The following is a 23174-nucleotide window of genomic DNA, read 5'->3' as shown; positions in this document are numbered from 1 at the left end:
TTTACTATTCTAAATTTAAATCCATATTAGTTTCAGCATCTAATTCCTCATCTTCTTCTTTAGGACATTTAGCAATGCTTACCACTTCATCATTTTCCACATTAACGACAATCACACCACTTGTGTTTCTACCTGCTTTTCTAATACTTTGCATATCAACGCGTATCATCTTACCACTGCTTGTTAATGCCATTAAATCCATACTTTCGTCGACTATGACTATTCCGATTAAATCTTTTGTTTTAGCAGTAAGCTTCATACATATTACACCCTTACCACCTCTACTTTGAAGTCTATATTCACCTGCATCAGTACGCTTACCTATACCTTTTGCACTTACGCTTAAGATTTCTTGAGCGTCATTTTCTATAACAACAGCACCCACAACTTCATCATCTTTTTCTTTAAATTTAATCGCAGTCACCCCTCTACTTACACGGCCAATCTCTCTAACTTTAGCAAGTGGGAATTTAATACACATACCTTTTTTAGTAACCGCAAAAAGCATTTTACCACTAACAATTTCAAGCTCTTCGCTATTTTCATTTGTTTCAATTTCCAGATTATCTTCTGCTTCTAAGTTTTCGTCTGTATTTATATTTACAATTTCACTTTCATCTCTTGCTACAATAATTGCAGTAACAAGCTCATCATTTTCATCTAGATTAATCGCTTTTACACCCACGCTTCTAATATTTTGATATTCGCTTAAATTTGTGCGTTTTACGATACCATTTTTAGTAAAGAAGCACAATGATTTGCTCTCATCAAAATCAGTAGTTGGAATAATTGCCATGATTTTTTCATCTGCTTGTAGATTAATGAGATTAACCACAGCTTTGCCTTTAGCAGTTCTACTTCCTTCAGGAATTTTATATACCTTAAGCCAATAAAGTTGCCCACGATCGGTAACAAACATCAAAGTATCGTGTGTGTTTGCCGTAAAGAAGCTTTCTATAAAATCATCATCATAAGTTGTAACTGCGACCTTACCTTTACCGCCGCGTTTTTGTTTTTCATATTGCTTACTTGGGACACGCTTAATATAGCCACGATGAGTAATGGTAACTACCATGTTTTCATTTGGTATTAAATCTTCTATATCAATATCATCATAATCATCTTCAATTTGAGTGATTCTTGGCACATCAAATTTTGTTTTGATTTCTTTCAACTCATCTTTGATTAAATTTTCAAGCAAAATTTCGCTTTTTAAAATTTGATCAAGTCTTTCAATTTCTGCTAATAATTCTCTTAATTCATTATCGATTTTTTCTCTTTCAAGTCCTGTTAAACGACCTAATTTCATATCTAAAATCGCATTAGATTGAAGCTCGCTTAAGCCAAATTTTTGCATTAATAAATTTTTAGCCGTTGGATTATCAGGAGAGTTTTTAATCAAAGCTATCACTTCATCAATATTATCTAGTGCAATTTTTAAACCTTCTAAAATATGCGCTCTAGCTCTAGCTTTTTGCAGCTCATAAATAGTTCTTCTAATAATTACAGTTTTTCTATGATTTAAGAATAAATTTAAAAGTTCAATTAAAGAAAAAACTTTTGGTTCTTTATTATGTATAGCAAGCATAATCACACCAAAAGTGCTTTCCATAGTGGTAGATTTAAAAAGATTATTTAACACAATCTCGCTCATAGCATCGCGTTTTAACTCAATTACTACGCGAATTCCTTCTCTATCACTCTCATCTCTAACTTCAGCAATGCCTTCGATTTGTTTTTCTTTAGCAAGTTCAGCAATTTGCTCTATCAATCTTGCTTTATTGGTTTGATAAGGAAGTTCATCTATTACAATAATATCTTTATTAACTCTTTTTTCAATATGGGTTTTTGCTCTTACTTTTACCCTACCACGACCTGTGCGGTAAGCTTCTATAATACCCTTTTTACCAAAGATAATACCACCGGTTGGAAAATCAGGACCTTTAATAAATTGCATTATTTCTTCTAAACTTGCATTTTTATTATCAATTAAATAAAGCAAACCATCAATAAGCTCATTCAAGCTATGCGGAGGAATATTAGTAGCCATACCTACTGCAATACCACTTGAACCATTAAGTAATAAATTTGGCACCCTAGCAGGTAAAACATCAGGTTCACTCATAGAATCATCATAATTTGGTATAAAATCAACCGTATCTTTTTCTATATCACGCAAAAGTTCTTCAGCTAAAATCGTCATCCTAGCTTCAGTATAACGCATTGCAGCAGCGCCATCACCGTCAATAGAACCAAAGTTTCCTTGCCCATCTACGCTTGGATAACGCATAGAAAAATCTTGTGCCATTCTTACTAAAGCATCATATACAGCTGTATCACCATGTGGATGGTATTTACCGATAACATCACCCACTATACGCGCTGATTTTTTGTATGCACTACGACTTCCAACACCTAAATCATTCATAGCATATAAAATTCTTCTATGAACAGGCTTAAGCCCATCTCTAGCATCAGGTAAAGCACGGCCTATAATAACACTCATAGAATAATCTAAATAACTACTCTTTATAGAACTTTCTATATCTATATTTTCAATATCTGAATCTTTAGTAAAAATATTTTCCATAAAAATCCTTAAAATTAATCTTTATATTTTAGCAGATTATTCTTTTGCATTAGCTAAAACTAAAGCAAAAAGTACTTCGATATTATTTTTTTCTAAAAGCTCTCTTGCTTCAAGCAAACTTAATCCCGTAGTTACAACATCATCTACTAAAATCACAGGATATTTTGGACGCTTTAAAAGCTTATAAGATCTTTTATTATCTTTACGAAATTGCAAACTTTTTCCACTATATTTAAATTCTGAATTAGCTTGCAAAGCATGATACATAGGTTTTATAAATTGAGTTTTTAAATGTTTGGTTAAAATAGCAGTATGAGAGTAGTTTTTGTATGTTTTATCATCCAAGGCTATGGCATTAATTTCACAAGAGGGTTGAAAAAAATCTTTAAATTTAGCAAAACTTAGTTTTGCAAGCGCATTTAAAACAAAATATCCTTGAAATTTGTGTTTAAAATAAATTAGATGTTTAATTTGTTCATATTGATAAAAATAATAAACCTTAAAACCTTTATCAAGTTCTCTTATACCTAAAGAATATTCTAAAAGCTCTTCCTTGCAAGCTGGACAAAAGCTCGCAAAGGAAAATCCATGGCAACTAAAACACCTCACAAAGAGCTGATAATATCTGCAGATTTATTAGCTACTTGCTTTATAAGAAGCTGAGTGAAGAAAGGCAGATCTTTAATATTATAAAAACCTTTAACTTCTTGTTTAGTTTTAATGTTAATAGTTTTATTAGTGTTAATATCTTTTAATGTTAGCTGACTAGCAATAATTGAAAATAAAGAATTAGAATCAAATTTAGAATAAAAATCATTAAAACTCAAATCTACTCTTAAAACATAAGGAGAATCTTGTGTATTTTCAACCACTACTATACCTCTATTTTCTAATTCTTCTTTTAAAAACATATAAAAATAGTAGTTAAAATTTTCATTAATATAATAATTATTTCCATTAGAAGAAGAATATTTCAAATTCTCATTTAAATCATACACTCTATGAATATAAACTTTTTTCAAAGAAGCACTTTTATCAATTGTTCTTTTATTTGTACAATACTTAAGTCCTACATCACTAATATACACAAGACCTTTAATTTTTGCTTCATATGCTTTAGAATCAGAAGGATTATAACACTGTGCTTGGATTTTTATAACTTCATTAACCTTAGCTACACCTTGATTTTTAGGGTTTATAGCACAAGCGCCAAAAAACAAAGCTAAAATACATACGAATATTTTTTTAAACATTATCTTTCCTTAAAAGCAATCATCTTTTTGATTAAGATGATTTTTAATCAGCAAAAATTATACCAAAAACAAATGAATTTTACTAAAAATTACTTTTTTTCACACAAAAATAATTTTGTAAAAAAAAATTATATAAAAATTAATATTTAAAAGAAAATTCATTTAGAATATGTTACAAAACTACAATATTTTAAAGGAGTTGTTAAATGAGTTCAAACACAAAAACACTTATAGTTATTGCTGATTTAGTGTTGTTTATCGCTTTGCTTTATTTCTCCCCTTTTGGCGAAACTAAGGTAAACCAAGGATTATCCCTGTTGATCTTTATCGCTATATTGTGGCTTAGCGAAGCTTTGCATGTTACTATTACAGCTATTTTAGTACCTGTTTTAGCAGCCATCTTAGGATTATTACCTACTGCTAAGGCTTTAACAGGCTTTGCTGATTCTAATATCTTTTTATTTTTTGGTGGTTTTGCTCTAGCAGCAGCCATGCATCATCAAAAGCTAGATAAGCTAATTGCGCATAAAATTTTAACCCTGGCAAAAGGACATTTAGGTTTATCAAGTTTATATATTTTTATCACTACTGCATTTTTATCTATGTGGATGAGCAATACTGCAACCGCAGCCATGATGCTTCCGCTTGCTATAGGCATGCTAGCTTCACTTGATCCACAAAAAGATAGAAATACTTATGTTTTCATTCTTTTAGGTATAGCTTTTAGTGCAAGTATAGGTGGTATAGGCACTATAGTGGGAACTCCACCAAATGCCATTGTTGCTACTCAATTACACATTAGTTTTGCACAATGGCTAAAATATGGTATTCCTATTGTTTTAATCTTTTTACCTGCAATGATTTTGATTTTATATTTTATGTTTAAACCAAGATTTAACCTACAAGTTGATTTACACACTGAAAATATAGAACTTACAAGACCTAGAATCATCACTTTAATAATCTTTTTAGTAGTTGCACTATCTTGGATTTTTAGTGGTAATATAGGTCCTATCATCACAAGTATTTTTGGACATAAAATAGCAAATCTTGATGCGATTATTGCCTTGCTTGCGGCTGTTTTAGTATGTGCTTTTAAAGTAATTGATTGGAAAAATATACAAAAAAATACTGATTGGGGCGTGTTAATGCTCTTTGGTGGAGGTATTACTCTAAGTGTAGTGTTAAAAGATTCGGGTGCTAGCAAGGTTATGGCTGATACCATTATTTCATTTATAGAAAATGGACATTTATTTGTTATAGGCTTAATCATAGCATTTTTTATAGTGTTTTTAACAGAATTTACCTCAAATACTGCTTCAGCAGCCTTGCTTGTACCTTTGTTTATCTCTATAGCAGATACTTTAGGTGTTCCTGCTTTAGGACTTGCTTTAATTATTGCTATTGGCGCTTCTTGTGCTTTCATGCTACCAGTTGCTACACCACCAAATGCTATAGTTTTTGGTACTGGCCATATCAAACAACAAGAAATGGTAAGAGTAGGAATTATACTAAATATATTCTGTTCAATTAGTCTTGCAATAATTGCATATTTCTTCTGGTTATAATCTTTTAGTCCTTTTGGACTAAAAGATCTTTACATCTTAAAATATATTTTTTTACATTTTCACTTTTATACAAAGCTTCTCTTATACACACACCTGCTAAATTTAAATCTTTTAAGTGGTTTATAGTTTGAGTATTTATGCCACCTATGGCATAAATGGGTATTTTTGAAACTTCTAACAAATCTTTTAAATTCTTAATACCTTTTGGAGCTAAATCAGCCTTACAAGAGCTTTCAAATACATGTCCAAAAAAAGCATGACTTACTTTAAGCTTATAAGCTAAATCTAATTCTTCTTTAGAATGGATGGAAGTACCCAAAAGCTCAAATTTTTTATAGCTTTGTAGGCAATTTTGTAAAACAAATAAAGGAGCATGAAAAAATTGATGATTTAATTTTAAACAAACTTCATAATGATAATGCAAAAAGCAAATCTTTTGAGTTTTATTAAAAATTTTTAATACTTCTTTGGCTAATTTAGCGTATTCTAACTCATCTAAATGTTTTTCTCTAAGCACTAAAGCATCAATACTACTTTGGCTTAGTTTTTCAATAAAATTTAAAAAATCTTCTTGTGTGTTTTGACTATCGCTAATAGCAATGACTTTTTTATCCCACATAAATACTATCGCTCATTATAGCTTGCAAATTTGCATTTTTTAACATAGCTAAAACCTCATCAACACTACGCATATCACTAATTTGAAACTGATCATCACCTTTTTTATCGCCTTGATGCTCACCTACTCCCACGCTCACACCTGCACTCATTTTAGTAGCTCCAAGTTTAATAACCCCGTCTCTAAATCCTGCTCTTTCACGCGTAGAAATCGTAATACCTGCAAAAGGTAAAAACAATCTATAAGCACATAAAACTTGCAAAAGTCTTGTTTCACTTACATCTTTTGGATGAATTTTTTTATTATTAATAATAGGTCTTAATCTAGGGATAGACAAAGCTATTTCAGCATGAGGGTATTTTTGCTGTAAAAAATACGCATGCAATGCCGTAGCAAAAGCATCTTTTCTAAAATCATCTATACCAAGTAAAGCTCCAAAAGCAACCCCTCTCATACCCGCTTTTAACGCTCGCTCTTGCGCATGAAAACGATACTCAAATACACTTTTTTCACCTTCAATATGAATTTTAGAATAAGTTTTTTGATTGTAAGTTTCTTGATAAACACTTACATATTCACAACCCTTCTCATGAAGCAATGCATACTCATCTACATTCATAGGATAAACTTCAATCCCAACGACCTTAAAATACTCTTTTGCTATCTCACAAGCTTTGGCAAGATATTCTACGCTAGCATACTCCCTGCCCTCACCCGTTAAGAGTAAAATTTCTTCCAAACCACTTTTTTTAATCTCTTGCATTTCTTTGTGAATTTCAGCCTCATTTAGCTTAGCTCTTTTAATGTTATTTCCTTTTTGAAACCCACAATAAGTGCATTTGCTATTGCAAAAATTAGAAAGATATAAAGGTGTAAAAAGCAAAATGGAATTTCCAAAATATTTTTGAGTAATCTTGCTTGATTTTTGTGCCAAATCTTCTATAAAATCTTCCGCTGTGCTTGAAAGCAAGGCTTTTAAATCTTCTAAGTTAAGATAATCTTTAGCTAAAGCTTGTTTTACATCAAAAGCGCTAAATTTACTTTCATCAAAATTTTCAACTTCTTTTAAAACCTTAGTTAAAATTTCACTTTCAATACTTTGCATATGAGGATATTTTTGCATTTTAATCTCTTAAAAAACCACTCAAAGGCGAGCTTGCACTTGGCGTGCTTTCATTTGCTATGCCTGCTAAATACGCATTATATCCTGCCTCTATAGCTAAAGCAAAAGCCTTTGCCATTTTTGATACATCTTTAGCTTGAGCTATGGCAGTATTTGCCATCACTGCACTTACTCCCATTTGCATGGTTTCACAAGCTTGTGCGGGATTTCCTATGCCTGCATCAACTATAATAGGCAAACTAATTTCATTAAGTAAAATTTGTATAAATTCTTTAGTTTTTAAGCCTTTATTGCTTCCTATGGGAGCTCCAAGAGGCATTATAGCAGCAGCTCCTGCATTAGCCATAGCACGTGCTGCATATAAATCAGGATACATATAAACTAAAGGTGTAAAACCCTCATTTGCTAAAAGTTCTACTGCTTTTATACTTTCATAATTATCCGGTAATAAATATTTACTATCGCTAATTACTTCAACCTTAATCATATCTCCACAACCAAGCTCTCTTGCAAGTCTTGCTATACGCAATGCCTCATTAGCATTTCTTGCACCTGAAGTATTTGGTAAAAGCTTAATATGCTTTGGGATAAAATCAAGTATATTTTCTATACCTTTATCATTTACCCTACGCAAAGCTAAGGTGATAATCTCAACTTTTGCTTCTTCAATGGCTGATTTTATAAGCTCAAAAGAAAATTTCCCAGAACCTAGAATAAACCTAGAATTAAACTCATATTTTCCTATTTTTAATTTTTCCATTACTCACTCGCTAAAAGTTCTAAAACTAAATTTGCTTGATGTCCTGCGCAAATATTTACACGCGGTGCCATAAGTCCATTGCCTACTTTTGCCTCATTTTTTAAATCACCACAAACATAAAAGTTTTTTGCGATTTTTCTTGTTTGTATGCTATTACTATCTCCATATCCTGCTAAGCCAGAAGCACAAATTAATGTTTTTTGAGGATAATGTTGGTGAAAATTTTGTGCTAAAAGAGCTTTATATTTTGCACTATCAAAGGCTTCACAAACAATATCATCATTTGTAAAAAGTTCGGATATATTTCCTTTTTCTATTTTTAAAACTTGTGCAAATACTTCTATAAAAGGATTAATCTTGCTAATTTGATCTTTTAAAGCTTCAGCCTTAAATTTACCCAAATCTTCCACTATATAAGCTTGGCGGTTAAGATTGCTTGGCTCCACCACATCAAAATCAATCAAATGAAGCCTACCAACCCCACTTCTTGCTAAATTTATAGCTATATGCGATCCAAGCCCACCAAGCCCACACACTGCTACACTTGCCTTTTTGAGTTTATCATGAAGCTTTGGAGTATGTCTTGCTCTCATCATCGCATCAAGAGCTTCATATGGTGGTAAAGTATTTTTTTCTATACAAAAAAGTTCATCATTTTCTTTTAGCTCCAAACTTTCTTTTGTCGCAAAACCATTGATTATCCATACATCATTTTCATTTTTACTCACACTTTGAAAAAATTCCAAAGTGTTTTTAAAATGCGTGTCTATCATACTACCATTAAATTTAATTCTCATCAACCACCACCTACAAAAGTAACAATCTCTACTTTATCATTTTCTTTTAAAATTAGATTTTCAAATTTATCCCTTGGGATAATTTCTCCGTTTAATTCTAAGGCGATAAATTCTATTTTTAATTGCTTTTCTTTAACATAATCCATAAATCTAAGCTCTTTTAACTCAAGCTTTTGTCCATTGATAATCACGTTTTTTCCTAGTTAAAATTCTCTAATAAATCTTTAAAAACTAAATACAATTTTTCAAGCTCTTCTATACTCACTCTCTCATCAATGGCATGAATTCTATCATTACACACACCAAATTCTACTACCTTCACACCAAACTCAGCAAAATATCTTGCATCGCTTGTGCCACCTTTGGTGTTAAGTTCTGGTACTATTTGGGTGATTTTTTGCACACTTTCATTTAGTTTTTGTACGATTTTAGAATCACTTTGTGTTAAAAAAGGCTTTGAGCTTTGATTTATGCTTAATTCATAATCAAGTCCTTCACAAGTCTTTTCTACATAAGCTTTTACATCTTCTAAGCTAGTTTGTGGAGAATTTCTTACATTAAACATCAGTTTTAAATCATTTGGAGTTACATTGCACACTTCCATACCACCGCGTATATCAGTAATAACAATTTTAGATGGTGCAAATACCTCATCGCCTGGATCAAGATCAAATCCTGCTAAAAATTTCAAAGCAAAAGCAAAATTATGCACAGGATTAATGCATTTTTGTGGGTATGCTACATGACCTTGCTTGCCTTTAATGAGTAATTTTGCATTGATAGAGCCACGACGCCCTATTTTAATACTATCTCCAAATTTTTTATCACAAGTTGGCTCAGCAACCACAGCAAAATCAGGTAACATATCTTTTTCTTGCATAAATTTAAGCACTTCAAGCGTACCAAATTTAGCCTCGCCTTCTTCATCACTTGTTAAAATCAGCGAAATTCTTCCTTTGAAATTTTCCACTTCCTTAACCGCACACATAAAAGCAGCCACACCACTTTTCATATCTTGCGCGCCTCTTACATAAATAAACCCATCTTTTTCTAAAGGCTCAAAAGGATCACTACTCCAACCCTCTCCCGCAGGCACTACATCCACATGCCCACCAAAAGCCAAATGTTCCCCATCATCGCTAAATTTTTTAGTCAGCAAAAGATTTTTCACACCTTCTTTTTCTATAAAAAAAGCTTCAAAATCACTTAACTCCACTGCGATATAATTTAATGCTCCATCATCATCTGGAGTGATGGATTTAAATTTACTTAATTCTTTAAAAATTTCAACTACTTGCATGTTTTATCCTATAAAAGCTTTATACAGCATAGAAAGAGCAAAATACTCTAAAATAAATGCTGAAAAAAGATTGATATAAAATATATGTTTATTTCTTACAAGGGCTTTAAATTTAGACACAAAAAACGATAGAGTAAAAATCCAAAATACAATAAAACCCACCAAACCAAAAAGCAAAACAAAAGAGTTTTTACTCTGCATGCTAAGCCCTGCTACACTCACCCAAAAGCCTATAACATAAGGATTTGTAACATTTAAGAAAAATCCTTTACTAAAACCTTTTAAAGGATGTGTTTTATTTACCTTGTTAAGATCGACTTTTCTTGTTTTTCTTAGCATTAAAAATACCATAAAACTCAAAAAGAAAAAGCCAAAAACAGCTAGTATTTTATAAAAAAATTCATTATTTGCAAAGCTTAAAAGCCCAAGATTAATCAAAATCAAAAAAAGTATATCAGCACTTAAAGCGCCAAGCCCAACACAAAAAGCATTTTTAAAAGAAGATAAAGCAGTATTTAAGATCAAAATATTCACAGGCCCAAAAGGCACAGACACACCCATACCCAAAACTATACCTTGTAAGATTACTTCTAGCATTTTGCTTCCAAGAAATTTTCTATATCGATTTTGATTTTATCAATAGCCGTGCAAACATCTTCTATATAAACTTTTGTGAAATTACTTTCTAAATATTTATCCTCATCAAGATTATTTAATACACTTTGCTTACATACTCTTGCATACTCTCCCACGGGTAAAACCTGCCCACTTGTGCCTATACATACAAATAAATCACAATTTTGTAATTTTTCATATAAAATTTTATAATTTGGCGCCATTTCTTCAAACATCACTATATTGTGCCTTACACTTTTGCTTTGACATTTAGGACAAATTTTACCATCACTACTTTCATAGCCTATGTTAAAAATATTTTCACACTCTAAACACCTAAGTTCAGGTAAAAAACCGTGCAAATGCACCACTTCTTCACAACCTGCTCGCTCTAATAAATCATCTACATTTTGCGTTAAAATACTAATTTGTTTTGGAAATTTTTGTTTTAATAAAGCGATGATTTTATGTGCATGATTTGGCTTAACACTAGCTAGTTCTTTTCTTCTTTTATTATAAAATTCCAAAACTTTTTTAGGATTTTTTCTAAAGCCAGTTGCAGAGCAAACTTCCATTACATCATGCTCTTCCCAAAGCCCACCACTAGCTCTAAAAGTTTTTATACCACTTGGAGCGGATAAACCCGCTCCACTTAAAATCATCACTTGTTTCATTTAATAAACCTCATTATTGTTTTAAAGGTTTTACTATAATTTTACTTAAAGCTTAACCACCTTAGCGCCAAAACCACCTTGATTAATCGGAGCGTCATTAAAGCTTTTTACACTTTTGTGGGCTTTTAAAAACTCTTTTACCGCAAAAGCTAGTTTTCCCGTGCCTATACCATGATAAACTATCACCTCATCAAAACCTACTATCAAAGCATCAGAGATAAATTTATCTAATCTTTCAAGTGCCTCATCACTTCTTAAGCCGTGTAAATCTAAAGTCATATTTAAAGCACTTGGGCGGGTTATATTGACACTTGATTTTACCTTTTGTGTAGGGGTTTGATTGCTTTTTTTAAGAAGCTTTAAAGGCACACGCAAACTCAAACCATCACTTTGAATCATCGCATCATTTTTTGAAATTGCAGTGATTTTACCTTTGATTTTTTCATATTTAACAAAATCCCCTACTCTAAGCTCTTCATTTTGCTCCATACTTGGTAATACAATGCTTTTTTTAAGCTCATTGGCTTTGTTTAAACTTCTTTGTTTTTCTTTGATATCTTTTAGATTTATCGTTTTTTTAGCTTCTTCTATGGCTTTGTGATATTTAAATTCTAAATTAGAAACAAGCTTTTTAAATTCTTGCTCATTTTTTTCTTTTTGATCTTTAAGTGAAAGTAAAATTTCATCTACCTTAGCTTCTTTTTTCTCAAGCTCTTCATTTTTCTTGCGTAAAGAAAGTTCAAGATTGATATTTTTACTTACCATTTCTTCTAAATTTTCTTTATCTTCTCCATAAAGCTTTTTAGCATTTTGCACTAAATTTGCTCTTATACCATATCTTAAAGCCGTTTCAAATGCATAAGATTTGCCTATAGTGCCTTTTAAAAACTCATATTTTGGGCGCGATAATTCCTCATCATACAAAGCAGCGATAAGTTCTACTTGTGAATTTTTAGCTAAAAGCATAGCAAGGCGTTTGTGGTGGGTTGTAATGATGATTTTATTATCTTGTTCTAAAAGCTTAGAAATAAGCTCAGTATATAAACACGCTGCTTCTTCAAAATCTGTTCCAAGCTCTATCTCATCAACCCCTAATAAAACATTTTTCTTACCTAAAAGCTTAGAAAAATGCAACATTCTTCCTGCAAAAGTAGAAATATCATTTTTTACATTTTGTGGATCTTCTAAAATCGCATCAAATTCTTTGAAATTGCCTATTTGGCTTTTTTGTGCGTTAATTTTCATAGGAAGCAAATGCTTTGCGAGTAAAGCTGCACTTAAAATTCCTTTTAAAAGCATAGACTTACCACCTGCATTTACACCCGTGATGATTAAAACTTTTTTGTTAAACTCTATATTAACACTTTTTGCATTTTTTAAAGCCGGATGTGCGAAGTTATATAAGCTTAAATTATTAGAACTATCAGCTAAAACAAACTCATAATCATGTTTTTTAGCCATCAAAACTCTAGCGCTATAATGATCAAATAAATCAAAAGCATTATTGATAAATTTCAAAAACATCAAATTTTTATAAAAAATCAAGCTGATTTTTTTAGCATATTCATAAAAAATTTCTTCTTTGGCATCTTTGATTTCATCTATTTGACTTTGGATTTTTTCTACACTCAAAGGCACCGCATAAAATCCGCCACTACTACTTCTACCTATGATTTTTGCTTTTAAGACATGATTAAACCCACCGCGTAAAAGCAAGGCCTCCATACCATTGATAAGATGAATTTGCGTATCAATTAAATAAGCACTAAGATTTTTAGTATAGGTGAGTTTTTTAAACTCAGCTACCAAGCTTTCTTTTTTCATTTTTAGAGCTAAATTTAAATTAACAAGTCTTTCATCAACACTTTCTTTAATCTCACCCTTTTCATCAAAATACTCAAAAAGTTCTAAAATAGCCTGTGGAATTTCTATTTTTAAAAGCCATTCTTTTAAGCTTTCTTCAAATTTTAAGCCCTTTAAGTATCTAAAATACATACAGATTTTAATAAATTCAAAGCTTTGGCTTAAATGTAAAATTCCTTGCTTACTAAGATGAGTTAAAGCACTATTTAGCTCTTCTATCATAGGTGGAGGATTAAAATCAATCAGCGAAAGCTCATTAATCCTTTTATAATGAAGCTTGCTATCACCTTGTAAAAAAATTTCTTTATCTCTTGCAAAAAGTCCCCTAAAGTCTTCTATATAACCATCTAAATCTAGCTTTTTAAAAAATTGCTCTTGCATTATTTATCTACCTTGCAATCTTTTATATCAAAAACATAGGCTTTAAATTGTTTATTTTTACCATTTGAAATAAAACTTTGCGTTCCATGCTCAAAGTTAAAATACTCTTTAGTGACATTAACATCTTTGCAAATTAGACTTTGTCCTTGTAAAAATGCATTGAGTGTTTCTTTTTTTAAAACACCACTTCTTGTAGCACTTAGCTCAATTTTAATCGCAAAAGCAATCATCAAAATCAATACTAAAATCAAAAGATAATTGCTAATCTTACCTATTTTTTTACGTAAAAAAACAAAAAAAAGCAAAATCGCAAAAAAAGCTAAGATATATAAAAAAATCTTAAACATACTTTCCCCTAAGCTTTGTGCTTATATCTCCTGCGCCAAAGCCAATTACCAAACCATTTTCGATCAACTCATCATCAAGATAAATAGCGCTTTCTTCTCTTTTGATTTCTTTTATAAATTTAGCTTTTGGAAAGTATTTTTGCATATTAATTTCTATCTTAGCTTCCCCTGCTGCATACACAGGTAAAATATAAAGCTCATCAACATTTGCTAAAACCTCACTAAAATACTCTATATTTGCACTTAAACGCGTATAACGGTGAGGCTCAAAAATAGCTATAATTTTTTCATATCCAGCTAGCCTTGCATACTCACTTGCTGCTTTAAGTGTTGTTTTGATTTCTGTTGGATGGTGTCCATAATCATCAATCAAAGCCATATTTTCATTTGCAAATAAAATATCAAATCTTTTTTTAATCCCTTGATATTTTAAAAGCTTAGTTTTTAGCTCTTCTATATTTATAAATTCACTCGCAGCCAAAATAGCCAAAGCAGCGTCCATCGCTACATGCTCACCCATACCAAAAACACTAAATTCACCTAAATCTTTAAGCGTAAAATAGGTTTTTGGCTTAAAATTTTCTACTTTCATGTAAATATTTGTGATATCTTTACTTGGATAAAGCTTTTTTGCATTATTTAAATTTAAACTTGATAAAAACTCATCTTCAGCATTAATCACTTGAATTTTAGACAAATGCAAAAAGTCTTCATAAGCTTTGTGTAGTCTTGCAAGATTGTTTCCATAATGATCTAAATGCTCTGCTTCAACATTAGTCACTATAGCTAAATAAGGATTTGAGTTTAAAAAAGAACTATCACTCTCATCAGCTTCAAAGATGAGATTTTCACTTTCTTTATAAAGCATATTAGTGCCACTTTCTTTTAGCACCGCACCAATAATCACAGAAGCTTCTATCAAGCTTGCTAAAATGCTTGAAGTTGTACTTTTGCCATGAGCTCCCGCAACCGCAAAAACTCTTTTGTCTTTTAAAATCATAGGCAAGGCTTCTTTTCTTGAAAGCGTTGTGATGTTTTGCTTTTTTGCGCTAGTTAATTCTTCATTATCTTCTTTAATAGCAGCTGAATACACCACCAAATCCACATCTTTAATATTGTCTTTATGATGAGGAATTTTTATATCTATGCCTTCTTTTTCTAATTCTTTTGTGATTTTACTTTCTTTGATATCAGAACCACTAATCTTAAAGCCTTGTTCTTTTAAAAATCTCGCCAAAGCTGAAATTCCAATACCACCTATACCTATAAAATGAATTTTTTGCATTCTTGCCTCAAATTTTTTGAAAATTTAAGGCAAAATTCTATCATTTGTTTACTAAAAATAAAATATAAAAAGCCCTTAAAGATAAAATCTACTCATTGTTTTTACTTTTGAAAAAACTAAAATAAATTTTATTCTTCGTAATTTTTTATAAGTTTATCAAAGCCCCATAAATTTCTAGCTTCATTTGCTTTGCTAACTTCTACTACAAGCATTTCTTCTTGATCGCCAAGTTGCTCTTGCACCTCTCCAAAAGCATTGATAAAAAAGCTATCTCCATAGAATTTCCAATCATTTTCTTGCTTTGGGCTACCTATGCGATTAACCCTTAAAATGCTTGTTGAGTTTAAAAAGGCTCTTGTTTTTAAAAGCTCTAGCCATCTTTGATTGCTTTCAAAAGTACTAGCTGTAGGAATGATGACTAAGTCTATCTTTTTTTTCATAATCATTTGCCAAAAGATATCAAAATGTGCCTCAAAGCCAAAAAGCAAAGCGCATTTTAAACCCTCATGCGTGAAAGTAAAAAGTTTAAGTTTATCAGTTTTTTTATTATTAAAAAATTTTTCTTCATTCCAGTGTGCATAAGGCATTAAAATTTGTTGCTCATACGCTTTTACATTTTGTGGGCTTACTTTTAAGCATAGTTTTTTTAAGCCATCATTTTCTACACTTATGAACGGTGCAATGATGTTTAATTCATACTTTTTAGAAAGTTTTATCAAGCTTGCTTTTTTGCTTTGACTTTGTTCTTTGATCATACTTTTTGGCATAGTTTTTAGCTCACTAAAAAAGCTATTTAAAACATACTCACCCAAAACCACCAAATTCGCACCACTTTCCTTAGCAGCTTTTAGATAATAATCAAGCCTTGATTCACTCAAAGCCAAAGTGGGAAATTGTAAAGCTACAACACTACTCATCTACTTGCTCGATTTCTAATTTAGCATTTTCAAGCATAGTTCTTGCTTGCTTGATACTTTTTAAACCTTCTTTATAAATTTCTACGCAAGTTTTAAGGTCCAAATCTTTATCATTAAGTTTTTCCAAAGAAAGCTCGGCTTGTTTGATATGATCTTCAAATTCCATTAATTACTTACCTTATAATTTGGTGCTTCAGCAGTGATAGTTACATCATGCACATGGCTTTCTTTTAATCCTGCTGCGGTGATTTCTACAAATTCAGCTCTTTCTTGGAAAGCTTTGATATCTACTGCACCTACATAACCCATAGAAGATCTAAGCCCACCTAAAAGTTGATGCACTACACTTTTTATACTTCCTACATAAGGCACCCTACCTTCAATACCTTCAGGCACAAGTTTATCTTGAGCTGTACCTTCTTGGAAATATCTATCTGAACTTCCTTTTTGCATAGCACCTAAGCTTCCCATACCACGATAACTCTTATATTGTCTTCCTTGATAAGTAAATAACTCACCTGGACTCTCATCAGTTCCTGCTAAAAGTGAACCTATCATCACACTACTTGCACCCGCTGCAATAGCTTTTGCAATATCGCCTGAATATTTTATACCCCCATCAGCGATTACTGGCACGCCGTATTTACTTGCTTCTATTGCGCATTCATCTATAGCTGAAATTTGAGGCACACCCACACCAGAAACAATACGTGTAGTACAAATACTACCAGGCCCTATACCTATCTTAACAGCGTCCGCGCCTGCTTCACATAAATCTTTAACCGCTTTAGCACTTGCAACATTTCCTACTATCACATCCACATTAAACTCAGCCTTAATTGCTTTTAATGTATCAATAATACCTTTAGAATGCCCATGTGCACTATCCATTACTATAACATCAACTTCAGCTTCCACTAAAGCCTTTACGCGATCAAGCTGACCTACACCCACGGCTGCAGCTACTCTTAATCTTCCATAGGCATCTTTATTTGAATTTGGATATTCTTTACGTTTTTTTAAATCTTTTATAGTAATCAAACCTTCTAAACGATTATTTTCATCTACGATTGGAAGTTTTTCTACTTTATTAGTAGAGAAAATCCTTTCTGCATCATCTAAAGTAGAGCCTTTTTTAGCAGTGATTAAAGGCATTTTTGTCATTACATTTTCTACTAAATTATCAAAATTAGTTTCAAATCTCAAATCACGATTAGTTAAAATTCCTATTAGGGTTTTATTTTCATCTACCACAGGAACTCCTGAAATTCTATATTCAGCCATGAGTTCTAGCGCTTCTTTAACGCTTGCTTTAGCCCCTATGTAAATAGGATCCATAATCACGCCACTTTCGCTTTTTTTAACTCTTTTTATCTCTCTAACTTGTGAAGCTATATCCATATTTTTATGGATCACCCCTATACCACCAAGTCTTGCCATCATAATAGCTGCTCTATGCTCAGTAACCGTATCCATAGCAGCTGAAATTAAAGGCATATTTAAGGTAATATTTTTTGTAAGTTTTGTTTTGATATCTACTTCTTTAGGTAAAACCTCAGAATATTGAGGAACTAGCAAAACATCTTCAAAAGTCAAAGCGCGTTTTATGATTTTCATAATTTTTCCTTTATTTGTTTTTGATAATTTCTTCCAAGCTTAAAGCACCATCTAACAAAGTTTGCTCATCATAAGCTTTACATATAAGCTGAGCAGAGATATTAAGTCCATTTTCATTTTTTCCTACAGGCACACTAATACCACCAAGTCCTGCTAAATTCACTGAAATAGTAAATACATCTTCTAAATACATTTGCACCGGAGTTTTAATATCATTAAAGCCAAAAGCAACACTTGGAGCAACTGGCATAAAAATCAAATCACAATCATTTAAAATTTCTTCATATTTTTGCTTGATAAATCTTCTAGCTTTTTGTGCTTTGATATAGTATGCATCATAATACCCACTACTTAAAACAAAGGTTCCTAGTAAAATTCTTCTTTTTACTTCCTCGCCAAAGCCTTCACTTCTGCTATTTACATACATTTGGCTAAGATTATCACATTTTTCGCTTCTTCTACCATATCTTACACCATCATAACGACTCAAATTTGCACTTGCTTCAGCTGCTGCTATGATATAATAAGCTGCAACATCAAATGTAGAATCCATTAAGTCTTTATAAACAATCTCATGTCCATTTGCTTTTAACATATCTATGGTTTTTAATAAGGCTTGTTTTACATCATCATTGGTTTGTTCTACATAGTTTTTAATCACAGCTATTTTTAGCTTTTTATTTGCATTTAGTTTTGGCGCAGTTGGTTCAAAAGCTATGTTTGCACTTGTACTATCTTTTTCATCATAACCTGCAATAGCATCATACAAAATCGCAGCATCTTCAACATTTTGCGTTAAAACTCCGATTTGATCAAGACTTGAAGAATACGCTGCTAAACCATACCTACTAACTCTTCCATAACTTGGCTTAAACCCAACACAACCACAAAAAGCAGCAGGCTGTCTTACCGAACCACCCGTATCTGAACCCAAACTTGCTAAAGCTATCCCTGCAGCAACTGCAGCAGCACTCCCTCCACTACTTCCACCTGGGACTTTGGTATTATCAAGTGGGTTTAAAGTCTTACCATAAAAAGAAGTCGCACTCGTACTCCCCATAGCAAACTCATCCATATTGCATCTTCCAAATGGAGCAAAATTATTTTTGCGTAAATTTACAATAGCACTTGCATCATAAGGAGCCACATAGCCTTGTAAAATTTTAGAACCACAAGTTAATTCCCAATCTTTTACGCTAATATTATCTTTTATAGCTACTGGCACACCAGCACCTGAAGTGCTTAAATCTTTATTTAAAAACTGCTCCACATAAGCACCCAAATGCTTTTGCTGATATGCTTTTTCATTTAATTCTTTTTTTAGATTTTCTAATTCTTCATTTGAAAATTTCAAAGCTTCTTTTAAAGTTATCATTATTTATCCTTAAATTTTTTAACCAAATAAAACAAAAAAAGCGTGATAAATAAAAAGCCTAATAAAGTAATCACTACCACGCTAAAAGGTAAAGCTTGCTCAAACATTTTTTGCTTTTTCCACGCTATTACATCTTGGACATAAGCATTCTTCTTCTTTTGCTAAAAACTTCCAACATCTTGGACACTTGTGTAATGAAGAACGCACGATTTTAAAACTATGATCATCTATTTTAAACTCACTCAAAGCTTCTTTTTCATCTAAGCTTTCTACCAAGCTCACCATAAACCAATCAGCTACTTCTTCAATATCTTCACTCAAAAGCTCATTTGCGCTTGTTTGTAAGCTTAGTTCTAAAGTTGATTTGATAATTTTGTCTTTTTTTAATACATCAACAAGTTCAAAGAATTTTTCTCTTGATTTTATAAATAAATCATCTTCGATTTTATACTCATAATCAAAGCCATTTTTTAACACCAAATCAAACACATCTTTAGCATTTTCTTTAATAGCCACATTTGCATGCTCTAAAGCTTCATCTATAGTATAAGTTAAACTTGGAGCTAAAAGCGTAAAAAGCTTTCTAGCTATTAGCACCATAGCACTTTGCGCACTTACTCTCTTTGTGTCATCTTTTGCATTACAATATAATCTATCTTTACACACATCTAAATAAATTCCACTTAAATCCGCACTTAAGAAATTTAAAAGCACACTAAAGCCCTTTGCAAATTCATATTTTTCAAAAGCAGCTTCACATGCTTCAAAAGCAACTTTCGCACGCATTAAGATCCATTTGTCTAAAAGTGTGAAATTTTTTGTTTCTAAAAATTCCATATCATTAGTATTTGCAAGTAAAAATCTTATAGTATTTCTTATCTTTCTATATTGTTCGCTTACTTGTTTTAAGATATTATCTGAAATTTTTAAGTCCGTTGAATAATCACTAAGCATTATCCAAAGTCTTAAAATTTCTACCCCATAATTTTTAGCTACATTTTGAGGTAAAACCACATTGCCTTTTGATTTACTCATTTTTTGACCTTTCTCATCAACGGTAAAGCCATGAGTAAGTATGTTTTTATATGGGGTTTTGTGATTAATCGCAGTGGAAATTAAAAGTGAGCTTTGAAACCATCCACGGTGCTGATCGCTTCCTTCAAGATACATCGAAGCTTGGTATTCTCCTGCGTCATATCTAGCTGAGTTTAACACTGCCTCCCAAGTACTACCACTATCAAACCAAACATCTAAAATATCATAAACTTTTTCTAAATTATTTGGATCATATTTGCTATTTAGCGGTAATAAATCTTTTATTTCTAAATCCCACCACGCATCAGCTCCATTTGCTTCAAAAATTCCCACCAAATGATCTAAAACATCATCATCAAAAATCACTTCTTTGGTGCTTTTATCTCTAAAAAATGCGATAGGCACACCCCAATCTCTTTGTCTTGATATACACCAATCAGGACGATTTTCTATCATAGAGCTAAGTCTTTTTACTCCACTTTCTGGGTAAAATTTCACATTATTTAATTGCTCTAGTGCTAGCTCTCTTAAAGATTTTCCATCTAATTTTTTCTCATCCATTAAAATAAACCATTGTTTTGTAGCTCTATAAATAACTGGTTTATGTGTTCTCCAACAAAATGGATAAGAGTGTGTAAATTTAGAACTTTCAAGCAAAGCTTCGCCAAGTAGTTCTAAAATACGCTCATTTGCTTTAAAAATATGAAGTCCTATAAATTCATTTAGCAAATGTTCTGGTAAAAGTCCTTTAATTCTTAGCGTTTCATCATAACACCCACCATCATCTACTGGCATAATCACCTCAATACCATATTTTAAGCACACATAGTAATCATCCTCACCATGTCCTGGTGCAGTATGTACAAGCCCTGTCCCGCCTTCCATTAAAACATGATCGCCTAAAATAAGAGTGGATTTTCTTTGATTGAGTGGATTAATAGCACTTAAATTTTCAAATTCAGAACCCAAAAGTTCTTTTTGAATTTTTCCTTGAGTGAAATTTTTATTGATCATATTTTCAAGCAAGGCTTTAGCAAAAATATAACCTTCTTCAGTGATAACATATTTTTCATTTGGATTTAAAGATATAGCTTGATTTGCCGGTAAAGTCCAAGGTGTGGTAGTCCAAATTACCGCTTTTGCTTTTTCAACTCCTAATTTTTCAACCGAAGTTTTATCAAGCTCAAATGCTACAAAAATAGAATAATCTTCTTTATCTTCATACTCTACTTCAGCTTCTGCTAGCGCACTCTTAGCAGCCCAGCTCCAAAAAACAGGCTTGCTTCTTTCTAACAAAAGTCCTTTTTTAGCGATTTTACATAAAGCTTTGTAAATATCTGCTTCAAAAGCATTTTTCATAGTCAAGTATGGCTCATCCCAATCAGCAATCACACCCAAAGACTTAAATTCATCTCTTTGGATATTTACAAATTCTCTCGCATGCTCTCTACAAAACTCACGAATTTCTTTTTTGCTTAAACTTTGCTTTTTATCTTTAAGTTTAACTTCAACTTGCTGTTCTATCGGCAAACCATGACAATCCCAACCCGGAGTAAAACGCACTTTTTTACCTTGAAAATAATGCATTTTGATGATGATATCTTTTAAAATTTTATTTAAAGCATGGCCAATATGCAAATGTCCATTAGCATAAGGAGGTCCATCATGCAGAGTAAAACTCTCACTTACCCCTTGTCTTTTTTGTTTCATTTTCTCATAAGCATAGTTATTTTCAAACCACTTGCTAAAACGCTTAGGCTCAAGCTCTGCTAAATTTGCACGCATTGCAAAAGTCGTATTTGGAAGCAATAGCGTATCTTTATAATCCATATAATCCACCTTGAAAAATTTAAAAATAGTAAATTCTACTTAAAATACTTTTAATTTGCACTTATTTTTTTGTTATAATCGCAAGAAAAAAAGGAAAATCATGAAACATCTTATCATCATTATAGGTAGTGAAATTATTATTAATGAAAATTATATGCATTATATACAAGAAGAATACAAAAAGCGGTTTTTAGAACTTCATGAGTTAAAATTTATAAACAAACCTGATAAAGAACTTCCTTTTTTACTTGAAAAACTTTCTAAAGAATATGATTATATAACCATTTTTAGCATTAGCGAATACTATGCAACCATAGCTAAAATCATAGCAACCTTAAATGATGATGTTTTAATCTTAGAAAATGATACTTTAGTACCTTCAAAAGCTTTACGTGAAAAAAATTCCTTTTTAAGCTCTTTTGAAAAATGCTATATTAATTTATTAAACATAAATATAGAGCAAAAATTGCCTATGATTTTACAAAATCCTGAACTTGATTATGCCTATTTTTGTCTTTTAGATATAGATGAAATGAGTGCAAATATCTTACTTAATACACTTACTACTTCTTTTGAAATTCAAACTAGCTCAAGTGCATTGTTAGATAATCTCATTTGTATTAGAGCAAGCACTAGTCAGTATGGAAAACTAGAAGGCTTTTTAAAGGGAGTTTTTAAACTTTTTACGGGCAAAGTATTTTTAGGGAATGATCCTATTAAATTTATAGCTAAAAAACTTTTAGAAAAAAACTTAAAAATTTCCTTTGCAGAAAGCTGCACAGCTGGACTTTGCGCTTCAAAATTAGCTGAAAATTCAGGAATTTCTAGCATTTTTGAAGGCTCTTTGGTGACTTATTCTAATCGTTTGAAAAATTCTTGGCTTGGGGTGAGCAATGATACCTTAGAAAGTGTTGGAGAATACTCTGATCGTTGTATTTATTTTATGCTAAAAGGGGTTTTTAAAACTACAAATTGTGATTTTGCTTTAGCGCTTAGTGGGGTAGCTGGAGAAGAAAATGATAAAAATACCAAAGCAGGCACCATCTACATAGGAGCTATGTATAAAGATGGAACCTTTTTACAAGAATGCATTCACATACAAGGCAATAGAAACTACACAAGAGAGCAAGCTAGTTTGGCTGCATATTGTTTAATGCTTAGATTAAAACCTGAAATTTTCTTTGGTGTTTAAACAAAAAATGGTGTATTTCAAAAATACACCCCA

21 protein-coding genes are annotated in these 23174 nt (G+C 31.7%); 2 read left to right on the top strand and 19 right to left on the bottom strand.

What is annotated here, in order from left to right:
* Positions 1–4 precede the first annotated feature (4 nt).
* From gyrA to mapA, 3 genes are read right to left on the bottom strand one after another with little or no spacing between them, the layout of a single operon-like run.
* Complete coding sequence (gene gyrA / locus L8T90_RS06310) at positions 5–2590, bottom strand: DNA gyrase subunit A (RefSeq protein ID WP_263737023.1); 2586 nt, start codon at positions 2588–2590, stop codon at positions 5–7.
* Between the two features lie 36 nt (positions 2591–2626).
* Positions 2627–3199, bottom strand: a complete 573-nt coding sequence (locus L8T90_RS06305; protein WP_263737022.1) for a ComF family protein — start codon at positions 3197–3199, stop codon at positions 2627–2629.
* A complete protein-coding gene (gene mapA, locus L8T90_RS06300) occupies positions 3196–3843 on the bottom strand; it encodes an outer membrane lipoprotein MapA (RefSeq protein ID WP_263737021.1) in 648 nt (215 codons plus the stop codon). The genes L8T90_RS06305 and mapA overlap by 4 nt, the downstream gene beginning before the upstream one ends.
* Before the next feature lie 206 nt (positions 3844–4049).
* Between mapA and L8T90_RS06295 the strand changes: the two genes are divergently transcribed.
* On the top strand, positions 4050–5411 hold the full coding sequence (locus L8T90_RS06295; protein WP_263707265.1) for a DASS family sodium-coupled anion symporter: 1362 nt from the start codon (positions 4050–4052) through the stop codon (positions 5409–5411).
* 4 nt (positions 5412–5415) lie between these two features.
* On the opposite strand, the gene L8T90_RS06290 is transcribed toward L8T90_RS06295, so the two are convergent.
* From L8T90_RS06290 to ileS, 16 genes are all read right to left on the bottom strand, one after another.
* Positions 5416–6030 carry a thiamine phosphate synthase gene (locus tag L8T90_RS06290; protein ID WP_263737020.1) on the bottom strand — a complete coding sequence of 205 codons (615 nt, stop codon included), beginning with the start codon at positions 6028–6030 and terminating at the stop codon, positions 5416–5418.
* Entirely contained in the window at positions 6020–7153 is a 1134-nt protein-coding gene (gene thiH / locus L8T90_RS06285; RefSeq protein WP_263725400.1) for a 2-iminoacetate synthase ThiH, read from the bottom strand. The genes L8T90_RS06290 and thiH overlap by 11 nt, the downstream gene beginning before the upstream one ends.
* A 1-nt stretch (position 7154) precedes the next feature.
* The gene (locus tag L8T90_RS06280) at positions 7155–7913 is read right to left on the bottom strand and encodes a thiazole synthase (protein ID WP_263737019.1); all 759 of its coding nucleotides are present in this window, start codon (positions 7911–7913) and stop codon (positions 7155–7157) included.
* Positions 7913–8713: a thiamine biosynthesis protein ThiF gene (thiF, locus tag L8T90_RS06275; RefSeq protein ID WP_263737018.1), complete on the bottom strand. Its 801-nt coding sequence runs from the start codon at positions 8711–8713 to the stop codon at positions 7913–7915. Before thiF ends, L8T90_RS06280 begins: the two co-directional genes overlap by 1 nt.
* On the bottom strand, positions 8710–8901 hold the full coding sequence (thiS, locus tag L8T90_RS06270) for a sulfur carrier protein ThiS (protein ID WP_066006795.1): 192 nt from the start codon (positions 8899–8901) through the stop codon (positions 8710–8712). Before thiS ends, thiF begins: the two co-directional genes overlap by 4 nt.
* Positions 8902–8909: 8 nt before the next feature.
* Positions 8910–10010 (bottom strand): succinyl-diaminopimelate desuccinylase, encoded by a 1101-nt coding sequence (dapE, locus tag L8T90_RS06265; RefSeq protein ID WP_263725404.1) that lies wholly within the window; start codon positions 10008–10010, stop codon positions 8910–8912.
* A gap of 3 nt (positions 10011–10013) precedes the next feature.
* Positions 10014–10607 carry a LysE family translocator gene (locus tag L8T90_RS06260; protein WP_263737017.1) on the bottom strand — a complete coding sequence of 198 codons (594 nt, stop codon included), beginning with the start codon at positions 10605–10607 and terminating at the stop codon, positions 10014–10016.
* The gene (locus L8T90_RS06255) at positions 10601–11299 is read right to left on the bottom strand and encodes an SIR2 family NAD-dependent protein deacylase (RefSeq protein ID WP_263737016.1); all 699 of its coding nucleotides are present in this window, start codon (positions 11297–11299) and stop codon (positions 10601–10603) included. The genes L8T90_RS06260 and L8T90_RS06255 overlap by 7 nt, the downstream gene beginning before the upstream one ends.
* Before the next feature lie 45 nt (positions 11300–11344).
* Entirely contained in the window at positions 11345–13543 is a 2199-nt protein-coding gene (locus L8T90_RS06250; protein ID WP_263737015.1) for an endonuclease MutS2, read from the bottom strand.
* Positions 13543–13890 (bottom strand): hypothetical protein, encoded by a 348-nt coding sequence (locus L8T90_RS06245; RefSeq protein ID WP_263725407.1) that lies wholly within the window; start codon positions 13888–13890, stop codon positions 13543–13545. The genes L8T90_RS06250 and L8T90_RS06245 overlap by 1 nt, the downstream gene beginning before the upstream one ends.
* Positions 13883–15175 (bottom strand): UDP-N-acetylmuramate--L-alanine ligase, encoded by a 1293-nt coding sequence (gene murC, locus L8T90_RS06240; protein WP_263737014.1) that lies wholly within the window; start codon positions 15173–15175, stop codon positions 13883–13885. Before murC ends, L8T90_RS06245 begins: the two co-directional genes overlap by 8 nt.
* A gap of 128 nt (positions 15176–15303) precedes the next feature.
* On the bottom strand, positions 15304–16092 hold the full coding sequence (locus L8T90_RS06235; RefSeq protein WP_263737013.1) for a carbon-nitrogen hydrolase family protein: 789 nt from the start codon (positions 16090–16092) through the stop codon (positions 15304–15306).
* The gene (gene xseB / locus L8T90_RS06230; protein WP_039628709.1) at positions 16085–16258 is read right to left on the bottom strand and encodes an exodeoxyribonuclease VII small subunit; all 174 of its coding nucleotides are present in this window, start codon (positions 16256–16258) and stop codon (positions 16085–16087) included. The genes L8T90_RS06235 and xseB overlap by 8 nt, the downstream gene beginning before the upstream one ends.
* A complete protein-coding gene (gene guaB, locus L8T90_RS06225; RefSeq protein WP_263664221.1) occupies positions 16258–17709 on the bottom strand; it encodes an IMP dehydrogenase in 1452 nt (483 codons plus the stop codon). The genes xseB and guaB overlap by 1 nt, the downstream gene beginning before the upstream one ends.
* Before the next feature lie 10 nt (positions 17710–17719).
* Positions 17720–19084, bottom strand: coding sequence for an Asp-tRNA(Asn)/Glu-tRNA(Gln) amidotransferase subunit GatA (gene gatA / locus L8T90_RS06220; RefSeq protein ID WP_263737012.1), 1365 nt, complete (start codon positions 19082–19084; stop codon positions 17720–17722).
* 99 nt (positions 19085–19183) lie between these two features.
* Positions 19184–21949 carry an isoleucine--tRNA ligase gene (ileS, locus tag L8T90_RS06215; protein ID WP_263737011.1) on the bottom strand — a complete coding sequence of 922 codons (2766 nt, stop codon included), beginning with the start codon at positions 21947–21949 and terminating at the stop codon, positions 19184–19186.
* A gap of 100 nt (positions 21950–22049) precedes the next feature.
* Between ileS and L8T90_RS06210 the strand changes: the two genes are divergently transcribed.
* Positions 22050–23141 (top strand): CinA family protein, encoded by a 1092-nt coding sequence (locus tag L8T90_RS06210; RefSeq protein WP_263737010.1) that lies wholly within the window; start codon positions 22050–22052, stop codon positions 23139–23141.
* The last annotated feature ends 33 nt before the right edge of the window (positions 23142–23174 follow it).

This window comes from Campylobacter sp. RKI_CA19_01121, assembly GCF_025771295.1.
In the GTDB taxonomy this organism is placed as follows: Bacteria; Campylobacterota; Campylobacteria; order Campylobacterales; family Campylobacteraceae; genus Campylobacter_D.
This window is presented reverse-complemented; position numbering and strand designations above follow the sequence as displayed.

Excerpts from the sequence above, each read along its gene's own strand:
- gyrA (WP_263737023.1), bottom strand. The coding sequence starts at position 2,590 with ATGGAAAATATTTTTACTAAAGATTCAGATATTGAAAATATAGATATA.
- mapA (WP_263737021.1), bottom strand. The coding sequence starts at position 3,843 with ATGTTTAAAAAAATATTCGTATGTATTTTAGCTTTGTTTTTTGGCGCT.
- L8T90_RS06295 (WP_263707265.1), top strand. The coding sequence starts at position 4,050 with ATGAGTTCAAACACAAAAACACTTATAGTTATTGCTGATTTAGTGTTG.
- L8T90_RS06290 (WP_263737020.1), bottom strand. The coding sequence starts at position 6,030 with ATGTGGGATAAAAAAGTCATTGCTATTAGCGATAGTCAAAACACACAA.
- thiH (WP_263725400.1), bottom strand. The coding sequence starts at position 7,153 with ATGCAAAAATATCCTCATATGCAAAGTATTGAAAGTGAAATTTTAACT.
- L8T90_RS06280 (WP_263737019.1), bottom strand. The coding sequence starts at position 7,913 with ATGGAAAAATTAAAAATAGGAAAATATGAGTTTAATTCTAGGTTTATT.
- dapE (WP_263725404.1), bottom strand. The coding sequence starts at position 10,010 with ATGCAAGTAGTTGAAATTTTTAAAGAATTAAGTAAATTTAAATCCATC.
- L8T90_RS06260 (WP_263737017.1), bottom strand. The coding sequence starts at position 10,607 with ATGCTAGAAGTAATCTTACAAGGTATAGTTTTGGGTATGGGTGTGTCT.
- L8T90_RS06255 (WP_263737016.1), bottom strand. The coding sequence starts at position 11,299 with ATGAAACAAGTGATGATTTTAAGTGGAGCGGGTTTATCCGCTCCAAGT.
- L8T90_RS06250 (WP_263737015.1), bottom strand. The coding sequence starts at position 13,543 with ATGCAAGAGCAATTTTTTAAAAAGCTAGATTTAGATGGTTATATAGAA.
- L8T90_RS06245 (WP_263725407.1), bottom strand. The coding sequence starts at position 13,890 with ATGTTTAAGATTTTTTTATATATCTTAGCTTTTTTTGCGATTTTGCTT.
- murC (WP_263737014.1), bottom strand. The coding sequence starts at position 15,175 with ATGCAAAAAATTCATTTTATAGGTATAGGTGGTATTGGAATTTCAGCT.
- L8T90_RS06235 (WP_263737013.1), bottom strand. The coding sequence starts at position 16,092 with ATGAGTAGTGTTGTAGCTTTACAATTTCCCACTTTGGCTTTGAGTGAA.
- xseB (WP_039628709.1), bottom strand. The coding sequence starts at position 16,258 with ATGGAATTTGAAGATCATATCAAACAAGCCGAGCTTTCTTTGGAAAAA.
- guaB (WP_263664221.1), bottom strand. The coding sequence starts at position 17,709 with ATGAAAATCATAAAACGCGCTTTGACTTTTGAAGATGTTTTGCTAGTT.
- gatA (WP_263737012.1), bottom strand. The coding sequence starts at position 19,084 with ATGATAACTTTAAAAGAAGCTTTGAAATTTTCAAATGAAGAATTAGAA.
- ileS (WP_263737011.1), bottom strand. The coding sequence starts at position 21,949 with ATGGATTATAAAGATACGCTATTGCTTCCAAATACGACTTTTGCAATG.
- L8T90_RS06210 (WP_263737010.1), top strand. The coding sequence starts at position 22,050 with ATGAAACATCTTATCATCATTATAGGTAGTGAAATTATTATTAATGAA.